The organism is Haloarcula mannanilytica (assembly GCF_005406125.1).
Classification (GTDB): Archaea; Halobacteriota; Halobacteria; order Halobacteriales; family Haloarculaceae; genus Haloarcula; species Haloarcula mannanilytica.
Map to the genome: position 1 here is coordinate 182407 of NZ_BIXZ01000002.1, position 19597 is coordinate 202003.

Consider the following 19597-nt stretch of genomic DNA (forward strand, 5'->3'; position numbering starts at 1 on the left):
CTGGTTGTCGGATCTGGCCAAGGGGGCTTAAGACCGTCCCCCGACTACCGACGGGTATGCGCCGGTTCCGCATCGGGAGCGCGTTCGGGATCCCAATCCAGCTGGACCTGACGTTTCTCCTCGTGTTGCCGCTGTTCGCCTGGATTATCGGGACACAGATCGAACAGACGACCGAGCTGTTGAACGGGACGCTAAACGCCGGTCTGGACGCGGCCGTCCTCACCGACGGCGCGCTCGTGTGGGTGCTTGGCATCGGTGCGGCCGTCGGCCTGTTCACCGGCGTCGTCCTCCACGAACTCGGTCACTCCCTCGTGGCGATCCGCTATGGCTTCCCCATCGACTCCATCACACTCTGGCTGTTCGGCGGTATCGCCCAGCTCAGCGAGATGCCCGAAGACTGGAAACAGGAACTGGTCATCGCCATTGCCGGCCCCATCGTCAGCGTCGCCATCGGAGCCGTCTGTTTCGTCGCGTTCCAGATTCTCCCGAGTGGCGCGGGCGCGCCCGTCGAGTCAGCCCGGTTCATCCTCGGCTACCTCGCGCTGATGAACCTCGCGCTGGCGGCGTTCAACATGCTCCCGGGGTTCCCGATGGACGGCGGCCGCGTCCTGCGTGCGCTGCTCGCCCGCAAACGGTCCTACGCCCGAGCCACCACTATCGCCGCCGAAGTTGGGAAGATATTCGCCGTCTTCCTCGGCCTCTTTGGCATCTTCGTCCTCGGAAATATCTTCCTCGCCGGTCTCGCCTTCTTCATCTACATCGGCGCAGCGGGCGAGTCCCGCCAGACCTCGATGCGGGCCGCGTTCGAGGGCATCACCGTCGCGGACGTGATGACGCCGGCGGACCACGTGACGACAGTGCCCGAGGACATGTCCGTCAGGGAGCTCATCCGAACGATGTTCGAGGAGCGCCACACCGGCTATCCGGTTGAGCGCGACGGCGAGGTCGTCGGCCTCGTCACGCTCGAAGACGCCCGCGCCGTTCGGGAGGTCGAGCGCGAAGCCTACACCGTCGGGGACGTGATGACCACCGAAATCATCACCATCAGTCCGGACACTGACGTGATGGACGCGCTGACCTCGCTCCAGCAGAACTCCGTCGGCCGCCTGCTCGTCACCGACGAGGACGGCTCCTTCGAGGGGCTGCTCACCCGGACGGACATCATGACGGCGCTCTCGATTATCAAATCCAGTGGGGATTTCGCCGCTATCGGCGAGACGGAGACTGAGACCGTCAGACCGGAGTCCAATATCGAGCGGTAGCAGTTACGCCCCGGCGAGACGGAGTCCCGTTACTCGTCGTCCAGCGCCGCGGCAATCGCTTCGAGTTCACCCTTCCGAAACGGCTGCTCCGCGTCCGCCGGGTCGTCATCGTCCCACTCGCCGATTTTCCAGAGGATCCTCGCTCGCATCTGTGGCTTCGACGGCAACCGATTCGTGTCGATGTCGTATCCCACAGCCTCGCAGATCGCCGCCAGGGCTTCCTTGGTGAAGGCAGTCGAAACCGGGCGCTCGTACCGGCCTACGGCCTGCCGTATCTCGTTTCGCAGCTCATCAACGGTCGGTGACATAGGCGTACTGGCGGTGGGACTGATTGTGTAGATTCCGGTCCGGTTACGCCGACGCGCCGCGGGCAGCAGGCGTGTCCAACCGCCGAATACCGGCCCGCCAGCGCAGTTCCGCCCGCGAGACACGGCCGAACTCCGCCCGACGGTGACAGCCCGGACACAGCGAAACGACGTTGTCAAGGGTATGTGCGTCCCGGACGGCAAGGGCTGGCATCGCAGCGAACAGCCGGACCGGCACGATGTGATGCACGTCCGGGTTCCGCCCCAGTTCGTCGTCGGCAGTCCCACACAGCACGCAGGCGTGGTCGTCCCGCTCCAAGGCTCGCTCGCGCACCGCCCGCCATCCCGGCCCATACTCGCCGACGCCACCACCGCGCCAGTTCGGGTGGCCGTCGCCGGTGAACGCCTCGGACAGCCACTCAGCGTGACAGTCCCGGCTACAGAGGACGACTTCGCCTGTAACATCGCTCGGATACCGCTCAACGGAACGTTCACAGACGGAACAGTCGAAACTGAGCTTTCCCCCGTTCCAGTTTGGGTTGTCAGCGCCGGATATCTGTCGTGTATGTCGCCATTCGGCTGTTTCGACGCAGTCCGAGCAGTAACATCCCTCCTTCTCTGATGAGTAGTACGTGAACGTCGCGCCGCAGTTGTCACAGGTCGTCTCCACTTTCGCGTCCGAATAGTTCGGATTGTCCGCCCCTGAAAAGGACACTGCAGTGTCGCGGCACTCGTCAGAGCAGTAGCGCTTCTCGTATTCGGAGTAAAACCGGTCCGTACAGTGGTCACATTCCCGGTTCGGCAGACTCGTGCCGTGGACACTGCTGTGGTGAACGCCGAGTCCCCGTCTGGAGTCAAACGTGCGGTCACAGGAGGGGCAGTCGTGGTCTCCCATGCAAAAGTATCTCCTGTTGATACATTATAAATCAACGGAGCAAGTGTTAGAGATAGGACCGCCGACATACCGAATCTGCCGAAATCGGCATATAGAAGGTCTAAGTCCGGGCGCGGGAATTGAACCCGCCTCTTAGCCACCACAAGGCTAAAGGATGCCACTACCCCAGCCCGGACACGCTCGCTGAAGCATTCATAGATATTCCGCTGGAACAGAAATACGTTACGAATCCGAGAACCAGTGAGCCGTGAGAGCGCGTGACAGCGACGGCATATCGGCTCGGATAGGAACGACGGTCCGAGAGCCACCCGGTTCGAGACGCTTTTACAGCACCACAGCGTAGTGAGGGGTACGCGTGGCCATCACGGACAAAATCTACGTCAAGAACCACCAGCGGCTCGCCTCCCAGTTGGAGACGAGCTTCCCCAAGGGGGCGTTCAAGGGCGCGACGCTTGACATCCTCTTCCAGGGCGACGGGCTGGCAAAGCTCGACGAAGCCTCCAGGGAGCGCGTGTTGGATTTCGCTGAGGACTTCCTGGACTGTGACTGTGAGGCCAACCCCCACTGTGGCTGTGCCGAGCGAAAGTTCATCTCGTATCTGCTGGAACTGCGCGAGCAGGGGATGGGGCCGGACGCCATCGTCGACGTGATGAGTGACGACTACATGCTGTATGCCTATCCGGGCGACGTGCTTTCCTTCCTCGATAACTCCGTCAGAACGCTCGAAGCCGTGGAAACACTGGCCGATGTCGACGGGCGCGACGACGTGGCCGAGGACGTGCAGCGCCTCCGTAATCGACTGGTGTAGCGACAGTGTCCGGACGGTCCGGGCAGTCAGCAAGGCGATATCGGGGCTGTCAGTCGGTCCGGACCAGTGTGTCGTCCGCGAGAAACCGCTGCAGCGTGTGTGCGTCGCCTTCCAGCGTCTTGAGGTGAACACACAGCAGTTCGCTCGTGGCGTTATCGCGGAACTGCTCAGCCAGATCGACGTGGTCGCGCATCTGGACGGCGAGCGTCGCGTAGCCGTCGAGGTCCCGTTCGAGCGAAGACCGGACATCGAAGCGGTGGGGCGTCTCGATGGTCATCGGAGCGTGTTGCCGGATGCCCATCGGTCCACAGACCGGGACACCACCGAGTGCGTGGACGCGGATTGCGATGTCATCAGTCATCTCAGTGAGTCGGTCGGCGGCTGCTTCGAGGAACGTCGCGACGTCGTGCCACTCAGCTCCGTCGATGGTCCAGTAGTGTTTCCTGACCTGATTGAACAGGAGGTACAGCCCCGACAGTTCGGCGTTCAGGGCAGTCACTAGCCGTTCCGCAACGGCCGGCTCCAGTCGGACTTCGTTCGCTCGGACGGTGTCCCACTCCTGCCGGCGGTGGTCTGCACCGGGGTCCCGAAGGTGGGGCGTACTCGCCATGGTTAGTTACCCCCCGCTTCCCGGACGAGCGTGTCGTCGTCGAGGAACTGTTCGATTCTGTGGGCGTCGGTTTCGAGCGTCGTCAGGTGGTCACGCAGTCGCTCTGCCGTGCCCGAATCACCCATCTCCGTCGCGAGGGCCACGTGTTCTCGCATGCTCGCAACAAGTGTCGCGTACCCGTCGAGGTCCCCCGAAAGTGAGGCGCGGAGGTCGTAGAGGTCCTCGGCTTCCAGATGGACCTCGGCATGTTTCTGAATCGTCGGCGGTGTGTTCGGCGGGATACCGCCGAGTTCAACGATTCGAACCGCGAGGTCGTCGTTGATGTCACGAACGCGCTTGTACGCGTCCTTGAGAAACTCGGCGACATCGTGGAACTCGGCACCTTCGGCCGTCCAGTAGTGCTTCCGGAGGAGATAGAAGAGATTGAACGAACTGGCGTGGTCGGTAGTGAGTGCGTCCACGGTCACCTCAGCGACATCGCTGTCGATGCGAAGGTCGTTCTCGTCAACCGTTCCCCACTCCTGGTGACGGACGCCGGTTTCGGGTTCACGGACCAGTCCGAGTTGGTTCTCCGTCATCTGCTCACCTCGACCACAGTCCTGTGAGAGGTATACGACTCATACTGTGACCTTGATTATCCGACCACATAAATATTATCAGATAACCGATAATTTTTAGGTCGGCCGAAAGTATGCGATATGTTCACAATATACAAGCATCCGAGATATCGGCTGTCTAATCGCTATCTTCCGGCAGCACAGCGAGAAGCCCCGCCGGGTGCGTTATTTCAGCCGTAGAGGAAATATAATATATTCTACTAATTTACAATGAGATGCTATTCGAATGAGCGACACAGGATGTTGCCGTCAGAGGTCGTCGAAGCTGCCGATTCGGTAGGAGGCATCGTCCTCCTCACCTTGGTCTAAGTCTTCGAGGTGGATGACCTCGTCCTGGTCCATCTCGTCGAGTTGCTGGCGGAGCTTCGTGACGTAGCGCTTGTGTTCTTCCAGTTGTTCGCGAAGGTGCTCGGCTTCGAGTTCAAGCCGTTCGTGCTCGCGGACGAAGCTTTTCGGCACCTCGACTTTCGGTGGGAAACTCTCGGTACTGGTCTCGGTCGCGTCGTCCTCGAACTCGTGTTCCGGGGCGACTTTCACCTGGCCATCGTGGGAAACAAGCGTGTCGACGTAGTCTCGGAAGACCGCAGACAGCGAGATGTCGCGCTCCTCGGCGATCTCGCGGAGGGTTTCGAATTTGTCCTCGCTGACGCGAAAAGAGATAGTCTTGTTTTTGTTGCCCATAGTTATGTGTAATTGTATGAGCATCGTATTTAATCGTTTGTCAGACGCTACCGCGTCCGGCGGTCCGGCAGCCGTATCGACGGTGATCGAACCGCAGTGATTTAACAGCGGCCCGACCCCGCTTCCGGACAGCGATGGAAACAGACATCGACGCGACCGCACACCACTTCGGAATCATCGTCAGCGATCTGGATCGCGCCGTCGAGTTCTACCGCGACGTGCTGGGACTCGAAGTCCTGACACGCTTCTCAGTCGGTGACGAAGCCTTTGGCACTGCCGTGGATATCGGGGGGGCCAGCGCCGAACTGGTCCACCTCGACGCCGGCGGCACACGCCTGGAACTGGCGACCTACGAGCCGGAAGACGAAGAGATGCCGGACCCGGACCTCAACCGGCCGGGGTCGACCCACCCCGGGCTGGAAGTCGACGATCTCGACGCCGTCGCCGACCGCCTCCCCGACGATGTCGAAACGCTCAGCGGCCCGCAGACGACCGAGAGCGGGACGACTATCATGTTCGTCGTCGACCCAGAAGGAAATCGTATCGAACTGCTCGAACCGTAAGGCGACCACCAGCCGTCAGTCCGCGCTGGCTTCGGCCTGCTCGTCCTGTAGGCTTTCGAGTGCCCCGACGACCGACTGCCGGTAGTTCTCGATAGACAGTTGCTCGTACTCCTCGTCGGCCATCGCGATGTACTCGTCGGTGGCCGGATCCTCCATGTCGGCTTCCTTGTACCGCTTGACTCGATCAAGCGTGCGCTCGGCTGTCTCGACGACCCAGCGGTCCCGCGTCGCCTCGTCGACCTCCGAAATGGATTCGGGGCGAATCGAGACGTTCACTTCGCCCTCGTCGGTCTCGTAGGTGCGTGGCTTGCCGACGACGGCGACGTAGGCCGGCGGCTCCAGTTCACGCAGCATCGACGCTGCGTCGGGCTGATACTGCCCGGCGTACATGAAGAACGTGTCGCCGTTGGGGTCGACGACTCGTCCCTGCCAGTACTCGCTGTCCTCGCCGACATCCTCGGTTTCGGTGAGGGTGCCGACCAGGAACACGCGGTTGGCGCGCTGCCCGGTCGGCAGGAGGACGTACACCGGGGCGCGGTCGTCGTCGGACTCCTTGAACGTGTAGCTCGCGTCGTTGAACTCGCGTGCGAAGACGCGCCGTGCGACCTCGCGGGTGGGTGTGCTCGCCATTTAGATCGACCTCGCTTTGATGAGAATCTCGTCTGCATCTACGGCCCCGGTCAGTCGCTCCTGCTCGTCGGCGAGCAAGTAGCGGCCGAATGTCGGGCCTCGAACGCGGTAGTACCGGCCGAGGATCTTCTGTCGCATCTCGTCGGCGACGACGGTCGTATCGAGCGCGTCCATCGCCATTTCCTTCCCCTCCTCCAGGGAAATGCCGGTCAGTTCCTCGGTGGCTTCCTCGTCGAAGATGACCTCGGTGACCTCCTCGCCGTCATCGAGGACGCCCTTGATGCGGAGGTCGAACTCGCCTTCGACCTCGCCGTGTTCGCTACAGCGGCCGTTCTGGAGGACGCGCGTGCAGTCGTCCTCGGGGCAGCGCTTGATGAGCCCGGAGCCCGACTGGATGTCGACCAGCGCGCCCTCAGCCTCGACGCTGTCGTCGCCGACCTCTATCTCCTCGTCCAGTTCCTCGATGGTGGTCGTCCGGTTGAGCTTCACGGAGAACCGGCCCTGGTACTCGTCGGTGACGACGTTGCGCAGGGCGTAAGACTTCCCTTCTTCGAGCGAGGGGAGGTCGGACTTCGACCACTTGGTGAACTTGATTGTGCCCGTCTCGTCGCCCAGCAGGCCGACCTGGGCCACGGCGTCGGCGCGTGGCTCCCAGAGTTCGACGACCGTCGCGCGAACGTCGACCCACTCCTCGGGGGCGTCGACATCGGCGACGTTGACCTGCTCGTTGCCGCCGCCGTCGCCGCCGCCCAGCTGGTCGCGGTCCATCCCGGCCTCGTCGAGGTACGTGTTGACGACGCTTCGACGGGCCTCGCTGATGGGGACCTGGTAGTCGTTGACCAGCGTGTCGAGGCGCTCGACGACATCATCAACGTCGATCTGTAGCTGGTCGGAAAACTGCTCGTGTATCTCTGTCGCGTGTGTACGCAAATCTGACTCAGTCATTGGCTTTCACTGTCTCCGCCTGGTTTTCGTTGGGAGACAATCGACAGTTGGTCGCCTTCGGATATAAACACTCGCCCAGCGGAGTGAAAGTGAAACTGCGTGAGGATGTCGGAGCCATGGAGTCAAGTCGTGAGAGGCACGCGAGAAGATTGATTTGTCGGCGGGCACAACGGCCGGTATGGCCGACGACGAGCGACTCGCGCGGTTCATCCGGGAGACCCTGCGGTCGGCCGAGCAGCAACTCTCGGACGCGAAGAAGGCCTATCAGAACGGCAAGCGGTCGGCGGAGGCCGGCCTGCCCAGAGACGAGGAGGGGCGGGCCCGCATCGTCTGTCGTCGCCACGCCGAGTACCGCGCGGTGTCGATGGACGAACAGCGCCGGCCGGTCTGTTACGACGCGGAGAATCCCGACTGTCAGGGATGTGTCGAGGACATCAGGGACGGGACGATAGAGACGTGGTAAGGGGCCGACGGCAGCGGGGTCGACTGTGCTTCAGCACGCTCGCCAGTACAACACTTTAGCACCGGCCGGGTGAAGCCGGGGTATGGAACGACCGCTTGTCGCACTCGTCCTGGCCGGGGGGACCGGGACACGTCTGTATCCAGCGAGTCGGAGCGACCGACCCAAACAGTTTCTCTCCTTTGGCGAAGACCAGTCACTGCTCGCCGACACGGTCGACCGGGTCGGATTCGCGGACGAGACCTACGTGTTGACCCGGGAATCGTTCGCTGACGGGGTGCGAGAGCGCGCCCCGAGTGCGGCGGTGTTGACCGAACCGGAGCCGAAAGACACCGGGCCGGCGCTGGCGTATGCGGCCCACCGCATCCGCGAGCAGGTCGGCGACTGCGTCCTGCTGTGTCTGCCGAGCGACCACCGGATTACCGGACCATTCGCGGAAGTCGCTCACACCGCCGCGCGGGTCGCAGTGGAAACCGAGGGGCTTGTCACCGTTGGCATCGAGCCGGACCGGCCGGCGACCGGCTACGGCTACATCAAGCCAGGACCGTCCAAGAACGGCTTCGCGCCGGTCGAGACGTTCCACGAGAAGCCCGACCGGGAGACCGCAGAGCGGTACGTCCGGGAGGGGTTCTACTGGAACGCCGGGCTGTTCGCGTGGACACCGACGGCCCTCCTCAGTGCCGCCGAATCGTCGCCGCTTGCACCCATGGTCGACCGGCTAGACGGGGACCCGGATGCGGCGTTCGACGCCGTCGACCCGGTGAGCATCGACTACGCCGTGCTTGAAGACGCCGAGAACGCCTTCATCGTCCCGGCGGCGCTGGAGTGGGACGACCTGGGTTCGTGGGACGCCTTTGAGCGCGTCCTCGACAACCAGGACGGGAACGCGGTACTGGGCGAGGCCGTCACCATCGACGCCGAGGGAAACGTGCTGGCGAGCGACGGCCACGTCAGCGCCGTCGGCGTCGAAGACCTCGTGATAGCGTCCTTCGACGACCGCACGCTCGTCGTCCCGAAAGACGAGGCCCAGCGGGTGCGGGAAGTGGTCGCGGAACTGCGGGCCGACGGGCGTTTCTGACCGGACCGACGGCCAGGCCCGCTAGCTCCGCATTGACCCGCCGTCGATGGGCAGGGCCGTCCCGGTGACGTAGGAAGACCGGGCCGACGAGAGGAACGCCACCACGTCACCGAGTTCCTCGGGCTGGCCGACACGCCCCAGCGGCGCGTCGGACCACGACTCGATACCGTCCTCATAGGAGTCGTACTCGCCGCGCTCGACGGCCGCCTCGACGAGTTCCTCGATACGTGGGGTCTCATGAGCGCCGGGGAGCACTGCGTTCACGCGGACCTCCGGCGCGAACTCGCGGGCCTGGGTCTTCATTAGCCCGATGACGGCCCGCCGGACGGCGTTCGAGAGCACCAGATCATCGATGACCTCCCGGACGGAGCGGGAGGTGATGTTGACGATAGTGCCGGCTTCGGAGTCCCGGAGGTAGGGGTAGGCGGTTCGAGTCGTCCAGACGGCGCTCATCACCAGCAGGTCGTAGGCACTGTACCACTCACGTTCGGTCGTTTCCATGAACGGGCCGGGGGCCGGACCGCCGGCGCTGGTGACGACGTGGTCGAGGGCGCCGAAGGTGTCGACGGTCTCCTCGATGAGCGCCTCGATCTGGTCGGGGTCGGTGATGTCGGCCTCGACGGCAAGTACGTCGCCGTCGCCGACCGATTCGAGTTTGTCTCGTGCCTTGTCGACGTGGTCCGGCGTCCGGCCACAGACGGCCACATCGGCTCCTTCGGCGGCGAGCGCTTCGGCGCTTGCGAGGCCGAGGCCGCTCGTCGCGGCGGTACACAGCGCTGCGTTACCATCGAGTTCGAGGTCCATATCCGCCACAAGAACCGACTGTCTCAAAGAAGTCCCGCTCGCGGACTGTCCCAGGTACCGTGACCGCGGCCCGGCCTAGCTGCCCCAGAAGTTGTCCCGGCTCCCGAGACGCCGGCCGTCATCGTCACCCGTGTCGTCATCCTCCGTCTCGTCGGCGTCAGCGTCGTCCCCGTCGGTCTCCGCTTCCGAGAGGTCCTCGTCCATCTCCAGTCGCTCAATCTCCTCGGCGCGGGCGTGGTTCGAGTGGACATTTGTCACCTTGACCAGCGACCGCGCCGGCGGGAGCACGCCGTCGACCATGATGATGAAGCCATCCTCGGTCCGGCCGACGCCGGCACCGCTCTCGTGGATGTCCTCAACGTCGACAGTGACCTCCTCGCCCATCTTGACCGGCTGGCTCTTGAGCTCCGAGATCGGCTGGTTGTAGTGGTTACACCACTCGGCGCCCCCACGGTCGCCGTAGTGGGTACAGCCCATCCCCTGGATTCGCTCGGTGAATTTGGGACAGTCGTCTGCAAGCGGACAGTCGGGCATATCAGGGAGTAGCGTGGCCGCTGGCAAAACGCTTGCGACCCCACCTCCGCGCCGCACAGCCTGTTATTACGTTTGAGATTTTCACCGGTATGCACTTTAGGGCCACTCGCTGGTTGTCGCGTAGCACTCGACAGAATTCAGGATATGAGAACGCAGATGTTTGCAGGATTGGTTTGTTTCCTTCTGCTCTGTTCGTCCCCAGCCGCCCTCGGTATCGAGTCGGGACCGCCGGCACAGTTCGGCACCAGCGACGGCGACGGGTCGATCGACGCCCGATACACAATCGAGCGGGAGCCGGACCAGACCGGGCGGGTACGGGTGTCCGCAACGATTGATCTGCCACAGCACGTCACCGGACTGTCTGTCCGGACACCGGCGGAGACAACGGTACTGCAAGCCGACGGACTCCGATCCGATGGTGAGCGCTGGCGGACCACCGGCGACACCGAGACGGCGCGACTGACCTACACGGTGCCGGTTGGACTCGAGACGACGTTCGGCCAGCGGACTGCCGACACGGACGACTGGACACTCATCGCCAGACAGGAGGTGTCACTGCGTGCCCGCTGGCGCTGGCACGTCGGGCCACGGCCCACGTGGAACGAATCGCTCGCACTCGCGCCCGGCCAGGACGGTGTCGCCGGGACCACGGCCGCCTACATCGGCCCCCACGAGACAGCGACCAGAACAGTCGAGGGCGACCGGATTACCGTGATTGTCCCGGTAAGTGCGGACCTGCGGCCTAACCGAACCGCAGTGCTTGACTCGATCAGTCACGCGAAGCGTGCCTCAACGGCCGGAACTGATCACGGTCACATCCGCGTGTTCGTCGCGCCGAACCGACTCGCGTCCGGTGGGTACACCCCGTCGAACGGCGAATCGGACGTGATCGTCAACGCCGGCGAACCCGTCCGGTCCCCGGTCAACGTCTGGGTCCACGAGTACCGCCACACCCGACAGACCGTCGAGACGACACCGGCGATGGACTGGCTCGGGGAAGGAAGCGCGGACTACCACACCGCGGCACTCACCTACGGCGCTGGCGAGATCAGCGAACAGCAGTTCCGGGGCCGGATCACGACCGAGCGCCACGAAACCGCAGACCTGACCCAGCCCGATAGCTGGGACGGCCCGGGCGCACAGTACGACAAGGGAACGCGCGTCATCGCGGCCATCGACGCTCGAATCCGGGAGGCGACTGACAGCAGCCGAACGTTCGAGACAGTCCTCGAACGGCTGTTCCAGCAGGACGAGCCAATTACGCTCGCGCTGTTCGCCGAGACGGTGTCGGCAGTCGCCGGAACCGACCTTGACGGGTTTGTCAGGCAGGCCGTCACCGGCCCCGCACCGGCGGTCCCCGCTGACGCGCTCACAGATCCTGTACCGCGAGGAAGCGGTTCGGCGGACACGACCGGCCGCGAGACGAACGCCGCGCCGATAGCCGAGGCGGGTCCCGCGACTTCGAACGCTGAAACCGACGCCGAGAGGGGTCACAGCACCGAGTCAATCCGGCCCATCACCGACCGTCACGGGAAGTGGACCGCTCTCGGAACGCTCGGACTTGTGTCGGTACTGTTGGTTCGTCGCCAGCAGCGACGCTAACTACTGTGTCCGCTAGCCCCGGTGTTCGGGGCCGAATATGTTCTATCACAACTGTCATGTCGACCGCTCACTTGCCATCCGACGATGGCATCTCAGTCCATATTTGAGAGAATCGGCGGCCGTGACGCGGTCGAAGCGGTAGTCTCTGATTTCTACGACCGCGTGCTCGACGACCCCGTTCTCGAACCGTATTTCGAGGACACCGATATGCAGGACCTCTACAGCCACCAGGTCCAGTTTATCAGCGCCGTCGCTGGCGGCCCAGTCAACTACGACGGGGACGACATGGCAACCGCCCACGACGGCATGGGCATCACCGAGGAAGCGTTCGGCCACGTCGCAGACCACCTCGAAGCCGCCCTCCGGGAGAACGACGTTCCCGACGACGACATCGCGGCGATCCTCACCGACGTCGCCGCCATGGAAGACGACATCGTCGAGGCGTAGACGAGTGCGAAGTGCAGGAAGGTGATGAACGACAGTTGGAGAGGGTGCGGGAACGAAACATCCTGTGCGGCAAAGCGAACTGCCGCTGTGTCCCTGACCCCGCAAACTGGAACCGATGCCCTGACCGTAGTTCCGGGGTTTCACCCATTTTTTCAAAACAACAGTTGAGTGTGAAAATGTCGCTGTTTCATACTTATTGGCGGCGTAGCATTACATGTGAGGGGTACGCCTCCGTTACTTCCCCCCAAGTCGGGTTGCTATGCCTCTGACAAGCCTTGCAAACCGACGCAGTAACGGCAGTGGTATTTCCTTCACTGTAATATTTCGATGAGCGTGTGGCATCCTGCCTCCACTTGGTAGTACGCCTTTCCAGAATAGATAGCCGATAGTCAACCGCATGAAGGGGACAGTAAAGCTCGGGTGGTATCAACGACGCGCCCATTCGCGTTGCCGTAGCGCTACGTCGGCGTGACGCGTTGCTATTTGATAGCTATCGTGGCCGGAGAGCGAGTCTAGTGGGAGACGTTCCTGCCCGGACCGACTGTCCGAGGTCTGGCGTGCTTCGAATCCCGGAGCCGTTGCTGCTCACTTTCGTTCGCAGATAACGGGCACGGTGGGATTCGAACCCACGACCGTCGGATGGCTTCCCCCGGTGGCACAGCCAGCGGAGATAGAAGTCCGACGCTCTATCCGGACTGAGCTACGTGCCCTCGCTGTCGTGTACTTCCGGTGGTGACAAAAGAAATGCGGAACGCAGTCGTAAATCAGTCGCCGGGATCGATATCCTCTTCCACGTCGTCAACCGTCGTGATGGCGTTCACGTCGCCGGTCTGAATCGCCGCCAACCCGTCCAGGTCACAGAGCGCGTCGATCTCGTCCTGCGTGGTCGAGACCAGCAGGTCGTCGAACTGGAGGTGACGTTCGACGGTCGCACCGGCCGCTGCTGCCGCCGCGGCAACGCTCTCGGGGTCGGCGTCGGCAGCCGTTTCGAGGACGAGTTCGACGGGTTCGCCCTCGATAGGATCGTCGCGCAGGCTCTCGACGGCACGGGAGACGTACATCACTCGGATGAGGGGCCGCCGGGGCCTTGATTGTGCTGTTCGGGGCGATCAAGACGGGCCTCCGCGACGGCGAAGGCCAGCGTGCTGACCAGGCCTAACAGGGTCCCGCCGGTGAGCATCACTGCGAGGTACTCCAGGTCCCGTGCCCCGAGGAAGAAGGCACTGACGGCATGTAGCACGGCGGCGATTGAGAGGACGTAGAAGGGGGCGTTCAGGTACCGCCAGCGGAAAGTCCCGTCGAGGTACTCGTCGGTCACGCGGCCGAGGCTGGAGGTGATGCCGGCGGCGGCGAACCACTGGATTGCCCCCGAGACCAGCGACGCGATGACTTCGAGCGCGTCGGGGTCGGTCTGCCGTTCGAGTTCCTGAACGCCGCTGACGCCGCCGATGACGAGCAGTGCGGCCGCGACGACGTAGGTGATAATCGTCACGCGGCCGGCGTACAGCCCCGAGGTCGCCCGTTCGACCGCCTCGTCCAGTATCTTCTCGGCACCGAGTCCGCGCGCGAGGATATAGAGCCCAAGCAGGCCGGAAATGACGCCCAGCGCGGAGCCGGGATACCCCAGCGCTTCGATGGCGATTGTCAGCGGATAGATCAACAGAAGGATACCCAGCGGGACCAGGATCGTCCCACGGGTCTCCGGGTCGTCGAGTACCTGCTTGATGGTGTAGTACATCGATTCCAGGTTCTGGGCCTGGCGGACGACGACACGGCGGACGCCGTCGATGCGGACCCGCGAGCGGATGACGGGGACGACGGATTCGTCCTGTGCGCCGTCGGTGACGATGAGCGCCCGCACGTCCTCGCTTGCGGCCAGTGACGCCAGCACGGTATCGACCTCCTCGCCGACGGCCCGGTTGGCAGCGACATCGCTCCCGTCAACGCCGGTGACGGCGGCGACTTCGACCGGTTCGTCGGTGATGTCGTCGTAGATGTGGACCCCTTCGAACAGGACGTTCACGTCGGAGTCTTCCGGGTCGTTCGAGGCCAGCGCCACCGCTGCGTCCACGACGGCATCGCGCCCGATGACGGGCGTGTCGATGCCGGTTTTGCGGCCGAGATCGTCGTCGAGGTCGATACACAGCACCAGCAGCATCTAGCGGCGCTACGCCGTCGGTGTTTAACTTCTTTCGGGACCGACTCATCTGGATTCCGACGGTGCCTCGCGCGTTCGGCGTTCAACGAGCAACAGTGTGGCAAGCCCGAGAATGATGAGCGTGTACGCCGCTGCTGCGAGGAGCGCGGCCTGTTCGGACGCGTACTCGCCGGTGCGGAAGATGATGGCCTTCCGAACCATCGCGATGACGCCGGTGTAGATGACCAGCCGGACGATGCGCCGTGTTTCGCTCTCCTGTGTGTACGCGACGACGGTCTGGTACACCTCGACGATGATAAAGAGGAGCAGGGCGGTATCGATGAAGCCGACGACGACCAGCGGGTCGGTGATGTCGCCCCGGAGCGCGCTCTGGAAAATCTGGAGGCCGAGGTCGAAGACGCCGATAGCAAAGAGCAGGACCAGCACCAGCGCCGCGACGACCTCGACGTACCGAATCGCCGTCTCGCTGAACGCCAGCACCCTGTCGTCAAACGTCTCCGCCGCCGGCAGCGGCCCGCCAACCGGGTCGGACTCCTCGTCGTCCATACACGTAACACGGTCTCCAGCCAATTCAAGGCGGTCCCTATCTGGCGTGGCCCGGGTCCGCCGGCCGTGGCTCGTAGGTGTCGGGTGTCGTCCCCAGCCTAGCGACGAGCCACAGGACCGGGAGCAGCAGGACGCTGCCGACGACAAAGGGCGACCAGAAGCCGACGGCGAAGTACAGTCCGCCCATGACCGGCGGGCCGACGGTCCGGGCGAGACTGCCAGCGCCCTGCGTGACCCCGAAGGCGCTCCCCTGGACGGCCGCGCTGGCCCGCTGGGAGACGAGCGCCGTCAACGTCACCGAGAGGACGCCGTTGCCAAGCGGCAAGAGCGTCAACACGAGCAACAGGCCGAGCAGGTCAGCGCTGAGGAACGGGACAAGTGCGGTCAGGTCCGGGAGTACCGACCCGATGGGCCGCGAGATCGGAATCGCGCCGACGCCGACGACGAGCAGCGCGGTCCCGAACAGGGAGAGCCGGACCGGGCTGTAGCGGGCCGAGAGCCGGCCGACCAGAACGCCCTGCGTGATGACCGCGACGACGCCGATGTAGGTCAACAGGAGTGCGCTCTGGGCCGCAGTATAACCGTAGATGTCGGCGACGTAGGGGACGAACATCACCTGGACGCCGGAGAAGGCGAAGGACACGAGAAAGAACGCCACGAGGAGGGGTCGGAGGCCGGGGGTCGACACCGCCGTCCGGAGCTGTGTGAACGACGACGTTCGCTCAGTCGCGGTCGCGCCCGCGGACTCAGAGACGGGTCTGGACTCGGGGAGAAAGAGCAGGGCGACGACGACACCAGCCAGACTTGCGGCCGCGGCGGCGAAACTCGGGAGCGAGAATCGGGAGATAGGGACGGCTGCCGGCAGGAGCCCGTCGACGGCGGCGACCGTCGCATCGAAGCTCAACACCGCACCGATGCCGGGGCCGAAGATGAATCCGAGGCCGAACGCGGCCCCGATGAAGCCGAGCGCGGCGGCCCGACGCTCCGGCGGCGTCACGTCGGCGACGTATGCCTGGGCCGTCGAGAGGTTCCCGCCCATCGCACCGGCCAGCAGCCGGGACAGGAACAGCAGCCACAGCGCGTCGGCCAGCCCGAACACCGTCCAGGCGACGACGGAGCCACACAGCGACACCACCAGCACCGGGCGGCGGCCGACGCGGTCCGACAGGGAACCCAAAAGCGGCGCGAAGACGAACTGCATCGCGGAGTAGGAGGCCGCGAGTAGCCCGATGACGAACTCCGTCCCACCCGGGAACGTGCGTGTGTAGTACGGGAGGATGGGGATGATGATACCGAACCCCAACAGGTCCAGAAAGACGACGAAGAAGACGACCGCGAGGCCACGACGGCGGCGGGACCCGGTGATGCCGGTCCCGGTGTCTGTCATACCACCGTCTGGGTCGGGGAGCGGGAAAAGCGCCCGGGGAGCATGAGGGTCCAGCGTGCCCGTGCATGCCGTCCCATCCCACGCCAGGCCCGATGCGCACGCTTTTTCCCGCTGGGAGGAGTGGCTAGAGACAATGATTTCCGAGGGCTGCGAACAGTGCGCCAAAGGCGGCAAGATGGTGCTGTTCGTCTACGGCTACTGCGACCAGCGAGACTGCTTCTACTGTCCCCTCGGGGAAAACCGCAAGAACGTCACCCAGATGTACGCCAACGAGCGGCCCATCGAGGACGATTCAGATGTCATCGAGGAGGCCAAGCGCATGAGCGCGCTGGGGACCTCGATCACGGGTGGCGAACCCCAGGAAGTGCTGGACCGGACCTGTCACTACCTGGAACTGCTGAAAGACGAATTCGGCGAGGACCACCACACGCACCTCTACACCGGCATCCCCGGCGGCCGCGAGAACATGCGTCGTCTCTCGGAGGCCGGCCTCGACGAAATCCGCTTCCACCCGCCCTTAGAGCAGTGGGGCGACCTCCACGGCACCGAGTGGGAGGACATCCTCTACATCGCCCGCGAGGAGGGGCTGACACCGGCCTTCGAAATTCCGGGCATCCGCGCCGAGGAGGAGTTCCTGGAGTTCCTCGATGAGGGCGCGGCCGACTTCTGTAACATCAACGAGTTCGAGATGTCCGACGGGAACTACCGCCGGATGCAGGAGGAGGGCTTCGAGCTGAAAGAGGACCACATGAGCGCCGTCGAGGGCTCTCACGACATCCTCGAAACGATGGGCGACCACGAGAAGGTGTACTTCTGTACGAGCGTGTTCAAGGACGCCGCCCAGCACCGCTCGCGGCTCAAGCGGATGGCCCGCAACATCCGTCGCCCGTTCGACGACGTGACCGACGACGGCACGCTCGTCTACGGGAAAGCCTGGACCTCCGAGGCTCGACTGGAAGCCCTCGGCGTCCCCGAGGAGTACTACACCGTTAAATCCGAGCACGTCGAACTGGCGTGGTGGCTGGTCGAAGAGATGGTCGAGGAAGGCGACATCGAGAAGGGCGAAATCGTCGAGCAGTACCCGACGTATGACGGGACTGTGGTCGAGCGGACGCCGCTGTCCAACGGTACTGACGCCGGACGAGCGACGGCTGACGACTAATATACCGTGCCGAGCGAAGTGAGGCGCGGTTTCTCCGGACGGGAACGAAGTGCGCGTCCGGCTTTTTCATCGACGTTTTTCGAGGAGTGGTCGCCTCCGGCGACCCGACGCTGAAAAAGGTCGTCGAGCGGACGCCGCTATCCAGCGGTGCTGACGCTGGGGGAAATCAGGCGACGGCTGACGATTAGCACCTAAACGCTGTTTGTCACCCTGAGTAACGGGAGACCGCTAGCTCCCAGCCTGTGCTGTCCGGGCGTGGCTTTATTTATCAGTCGGGTGAAGCATCGATACCCTCCATGCGAGTCGCTATCGACAGCGGGAAACTCCTGTACGCACTCGGTGTCCTGTTCGCCGCGGCGGCGCTCCTGTATTTCGTCCGGGACGTGGTGTTCGACCTCTCGATAACGGTGAAAGCGGCGTTGCTGTTGCTGGGTTTTATTGGGTTCTTCATCGCGGGCCTGGTCCTCGAACGGGACGTGCTTGATGTCGTGGCCTTCGCTCTCAGCGGCGTGAGCTACGTCGTGTTCGTCGGCTACGTCGTCATCCGGTATTCGCCGGGCGAAACGGGGACGTTCCTGCTGCTCGCCGCGTCCGCGGGCCTGTTCGTTGGACTCGGCTACGCGCTTCGGGAAGGGATGCCGACGCCGTCGCGTCAAACGGCGGCGGTCGCGTTCGGCGGCCTCCTCGTCGTGAGCGGCGTGCTCGTGGGTGCCGACGCGCTCAGCGGTGACGTGACCTACGACGTAGAGACGACCGACTCGGTCACCGTGTCAGTGCCAGCGGCGCAGCAGGGTTCAGGCGGGTACACGCCCGTTAGCAGCCAGATCGGGATAGTCCGTGCCACGAATCCATCGCCGTTCCTGCGGGCGCTTGAGCCACCGTCGCTATCGGCCTGCCTGGTCGGTCCCACGGATGCCCCCCGGAACGACGTATGGGTGAGCGTCGACCGAGACTGGGACGAGGATACCATCGCCGGTTCGACCACGAAGTCGTACGCGATCACTGCCGACCTCCCGATAGACACGAACCGGACGGAGCCGGCGACGCTCGCAATCGAACAGGATATCGGCTGCGGTACCGAGCGGTCCGAGCCGACGATAGCGATTCAGGTCGGCGAGAACGAGAGGCTCGATTAACTACGCGCCGTCGAGTTCGCTGAGACATTCCTGACAGTACGTCGCGTCCTGCATGTTCGGTGTCCCGCACGTCTCGCAGGTCACGACCGGCCCCGAATCGTCCGCCGTCAGCGGCGACTGCCCGCTGTCGGGCAGAGGGTCGAGCGGCCAGTCCGCCTCGGTCGGCGATTGGTCGGTCGCCTCGGCCCGCTGGCGCGCCCGTTCGATGAGTTCGTCGTCCCGCATCGCGTCGAGGCCCCGCCACAGCCCCAGGAACAGGAGCGTCGGGGCGGCGATGGCAAAGAGGGTCACGACCACGCGAAATGCCAGTTCTAGCTGGCCGATTGCCATATGTTCACATGGGTCTGGACGACCGAGTATCCTTCGGCGCGAGCGAGAGCGCCCCCGTTACATAGGCCAGCCCCGTCGACGGCTTCTTGGCTCGGCTGGCCGAACGGAGCCCATGAGTGGTCATATTGTGGCGGTCGGTGGCGGACTCGCCGTCGCGTTGCTTCTCGGACTGAGCGCGTTCTTTTCCAGTTCGGAGACGGCGGTGTTCTCGCTCCCGCGAGACTGGATCGAGCAACAGGCGGCGACGGACGACCGGCGGGCTGCGGTCCTGAAGGAACTTCACGACAATCCCCATCGGCTGCTCGTGACGCTGCTGGTCGGCAACAACATCGTCAACATCGCGATTTCCAGCATCATGACCGTCCTCGTCGCGAGCTATCTCCAGCCGGGACCGGCAGTCGTCGCGACGACGGTGATTACCAGCTTCCTCATCCTGATTTTCGGCGAAATTGTGCCGAAGGCGTTCGGACTCGGCAACGCCGAGCGGTGGGCACTCACCATCGCCTCGCCCGTGCGGTTCGTCGAGCGTGTACTCTCTCCGCTCATCACGCTCTTTGACGCTATCACTCGCCGAATGAACGCCCTCATCACCGTCAAGAGCGACATCGAGAAACCGTACATGGACTGACGCGGACCG

The 19597-nt window shown here is 63.9% G+C and carries 24 protein-coding genes and 1 tRNA gene; 10 read left to right on the plus strand and 15 right to left on the minus strand.

The window, feature by feature from the left end; genetic code table 11:
• Window positions 1-56: 56 nt before the first annotated feature.
• Window positions 57-1262, plus strand: a complete 1206-nt coding sequence (locus tag Harman_RS08090; RefSeq protein ID WP_137683303.1) for a CBS domain-containing protein — start codon at window positions 57-59, stop codon at window positions 1260-1262.
• A gap of 29 nt (window positions 1263-1291) precedes the next feature.
• Here the strand turns inward: Harman_RS08090 and Harman_RS08095 are convergent, their stop codons facing one another.
• Both Harman_RS08095 and Harman_RS08100 read right to left on the minus strand, forming a co-directional pair.
• Window positions 1292-1570 (minus strand): hypothetical protein, encoded by a 279-nt coding sequence (locus Harman_RS08095; RefSeq protein ID WP_137683304.1) that lies wholly within the window; start codon window positions 1568-1570, stop codon window positions 1292-1294.
• A gap of 43 nt (window positions 1571-1613) precedes the next feature.
• Entirely contained in the window at window positions 1614-2462 is an 849-nt protein-coding gene (locus Harman_RS08100) for an HNH endonuclease (RefSeq protein WP_137683305.1), read from the minus strand.
• Between the two features lie 355 nt (window positions 2463-2817).
• On the opposite strand from Harman_RS08100, the gene Harman_RS08110 reads away from it, so the two are divergent.
• A complete protein-coding gene (locus Harman_RS08110; RefSeq protein ID WP_137683306.1) occupies window positions 2818-3270 on the plus strand; it encodes a DUF5814 domain-containing protein in 453 nt (150 codons plus the stop codon).
• A gap of 49 nt (window positions 3271-3319) precedes the next feature.
• Here Harman_RS08110 and dpsA (Harman_RS08115) read toward each other — a convergent pair whose 3' ends face one another.
• The 3 genes from dpsA (Harman_RS08115) to Harman_RS08125 all read right to left on the minus strand — a co-directional run bounded on the left by dpsA (Harman_RS08115) (window position 3320) and on the right by Harman_RS08125 (window position 5178).
• Window positions 3320-3880, minus strand: a complete 561-nt coding sequence (gene dpsA, locus Harman_RS08115) for a DNA starvation/stationary phase protection protein DpsA (RefSeq protein WP_137683307.1) — start codon at window positions 3878-3880, stop codon at window positions 3320-3322.
• 2 nt (window positions 3881-3882) lie between these two features.
• Window positions 3883-4458: a DNA starvation/stationary phase protection protein DpsA gene (gene dpsA, locus Harman_RS08120; RefSeq protein WP_137683308.1), complete on the minus strand. Its 576-nt coding sequence runs from the start codon at window positions 4456-4458 to the stop codon at window positions 3883-3885.
• 288 nt (window positions 4459-4746) lie between these two features.
• Complete coding sequence (locus Harman_RS08125) at window positions 4747-5178, minus strand: CopG family transcriptional regulator (RefSeq protein ID WP_137683309.1); 432 nt, start codon at window positions 5176-5178, stop codon at window positions 4747-4749.
• A gap of 134 nt (window positions 5179-5312) precedes the next feature.
• Between Harman_RS08125 and Harman_RS08130 the strand changes: the two genes are divergently transcribed.
• Entirely contained in the window at window positions 5313-5741 is a 429-nt protein-coding gene (locus Harman_RS08130; RefSeq protein WP_137683310.1) for a VOC family protein, read from the plus strand.
• 15 nt (window positions 5742-5756) lie between these two features.
• Here Harman_RS08130 and Harman_RS08135 read toward each other — a convergent pair whose 3' ends face one another.
• Window positions 5757-6371 carry an RPA family protein gene (locus Harman_RS08135; RefSeq protein WP_121535950.1) on the minus strand — a complete coding sequence of 205 codons (615 nt, stop codon included), beginning with the start codon at window positions 6369-6371 and terminating at the stop codon, window positions 5757-5759.
• Complete coding sequence (locus Harman_RS08140) at window positions 6372-7316, minus strand: replication factor A (protein WP_137683311.1); 945 nt, start codon at window positions 7314-7316, stop codon at window positions 6372-6374. It lies immediately after the preceding gene.
• A 178-nt stretch (window positions 7317-7494) separates the two neighbouring features.
• Here Harman_RS08140 and Harman_RS08145 point away from each other — a divergent pair, with 178 nt between their 5' ends.
• Together Harman_RS08145 and Harman_RS08150 are read left to right on the plus strand one after the other, a co-directional pair.
• On the plus strand, window positions 7495-7779 hold the full coding sequence (locus tag Harman_RS08145) for a DUF7091 family protein (RefSeq protein WP_137683312.1): 285 nt from the start codon (window positions 7495-7497) through the stop codon (window positions 7777-7779).
• A gap of 82 nt (window positions 7780-7861) precedes the next feature.
• The gene (locus tag Harman_RS08150; RefSeq protein WP_137683313.1) at window positions 7862-8854 is read left to right on the plus strand and encodes a mannose-1-phosphate guanylyltransferase; all 993 of its coding nucleotides are present in this window, start codon (window positions 7862-7864) and stop codon (window positions 8852-8854) included.
• Window positions 8855-8875: 21 nt separating this feature from the next.
• On the opposite strand, the gene Harman_RS08155 is transcribed toward Harman_RS08150, so the two are convergent.
• Both Harman_RS08155 and Harman_RS08160 read right to left on the minus strand, forming a co-directional pair.
• Window positions 8876-9658: an SDR family oxidoreductase gene (locus Harman_RS08155; protein WP_137683314.1), complete on the minus strand. Its 783-nt coding sequence runs from the start codon at window positions 9656-9658 to the stop codon at window positions 8876-8878.
• A gap of 75 nt (window positions 9659-9733) precedes the next feature.
• Window positions 9734-10192: a TRAM domain-containing protein gene (locus tag Harman_RS08160; RefSeq protein WP_137683315.1), complete on the minus strand. Its 459-nt coding sequence runs from the start codon at window positions 10190-10192 to the stop codon at window positions 9734-9736.
• A 144-nt stretch (window positions 10193-10336) separates the two neighbouring features.
• Between Harman_RS08160 and Harman_RS08165 the strand changes: the two genes are divergently transcribed.
• Complete coding sequence (locus Harman_RS08165; protein ID WP_137683316.1) at window positions 10337-11794, plus strand: hypothetical protein; 1458 nt, start codon at window positions 10337-10339, stop codon at window positions 11792-11794.
• Window positions 11795-11878: 84 nt separating this feature from the next.
• Complete coding sequence (locus Harman_RS08170; protein WP_137683317.1) at window positions 11879-12241, plus strand: group I truncated hemoglobin; 363 nt, start codon at window positions 11879-11881, stop codon at window positions 12239-12241.
• 605 nt (window positions 12242-12846) lie between these two features.
• Here Harman_RS08170 and Harman_RS08175 read toward each other — a convergent pair.
• From Harman_RS08175 to Harman_RS08195, 5 genes are all read right to left on the minus strand, one after another.
• Window positions 12847-12951 (minus strand) — tRNA-Arg (locus Harman_RS08175).
• A gap of 54 nt (window positions 12952-13005) precedes the next feature.
• Window positions 13006-13302: a hypothetical protein gene (locus Harman_RS08180; RefSeq protein ID WP_137683318.1), complete on the minus strand. Its 297-nt coding sequence runs from the start codon at window positions 13300-13302 to the stop codon at window positions 13006-13008.
• Window positions 13302-14399, minus strand: coding sequence for a DUF373 family protein (locus Harman_RS08185; RefSeq protein ID WP_137683319.1), 1098 nt, complete (start codon window positions 14397-14399; stop codon window positions 13302-13304). The genes Harman_RS08180 and Harman_RS08185 overlap by 1 nt, the downstream gene beginning before the upstream one ends.
• 45 nt (window positions 14400-14444) lie before the next feature.
• The gene (locus Harman_RS08190) at window positions 14445-14945 is read right to left on the minus strand and encodes a phosphate-starvation-inducible PsiE family protein (RefSeq protein ID WP_137683320.1); all 501 of its coding nucleotides are present in this window, start codon (window positions 14943-14945) and stop codon (window positions 14445-14447) included.
• Window positions 14946-14982: 37 nt separating this feature from the next.
• Window positions 14983-16332: an MFS transporter gene (locus Harman_RS08195; protein ID WP_137683321.1), complete on the minus strand. Its 1350-nt coding sequence runs from the start codon at window positions 16330-16332 to the stop codon at window positions 14983-14985.
• 133 nt (window positions 16333-16465) lie between these two features.
• Here Harman_RS08195 and Harman_RS08200 point away from each other — a divergent pair, with 133 nt between their 5' ends.
• The gene (locus tag Harman_RS08200) at window positions 16466-17494 is read left to right on the plus strand and encodes a radical SAM protein (RefSeq protein ID WP_137683322.1); all 1029 of its coding nucleotides are present in this window, start codon (window positions 16466-16468) and stop codon (window positions 17492-17494) included.
• A 296-nt stretch (window positions 17495-17790) separates the two neighbouring features.
• Window positions 17791-18630 carry a DUF1109 domain-containing protein gene (locus tag Harman_RS08205; protein ID WP_137683323.1) on the plus strand — a complete coding sequence of 280 codons (840 nt, stop codon included), beginning with the start codon at window positions 17791-17793 and terminating at the stop codon, window positions 18628-18630.
• Here the strand turns inward: Harman_RS08205 and Harman_RS08210 are convergent, their stop codons facing one another.
• Window positions 18631-18960, minus strand: a complete 330-nt coding sequence (locus Harman_RS08210) for a DUF7577 domain-containing protein (RefSeq protein ID WP_137683324.1) — start codon at window positions 18958-18960, stop codon at window positions 18631-18633.
• 112 nt (window positions 18961-19072) lie between these two features.
• Here Harman_RS08210 and Harman_RS08215 point away from each other — a divergent pair, with 112 nt between their 5' ends.
• Window positions 19073-19588, plus strand: a complete 516-nt coding sequence (locus Harman_RS08215; RefSeq protein WP_137683325.1) for a CNNM domain-containing protein — start codon at window positions 19073-19075, stop codon at window positions 19586-19588.
• Window positions 19589-19597: the final 9 nt, after the last annotated feature.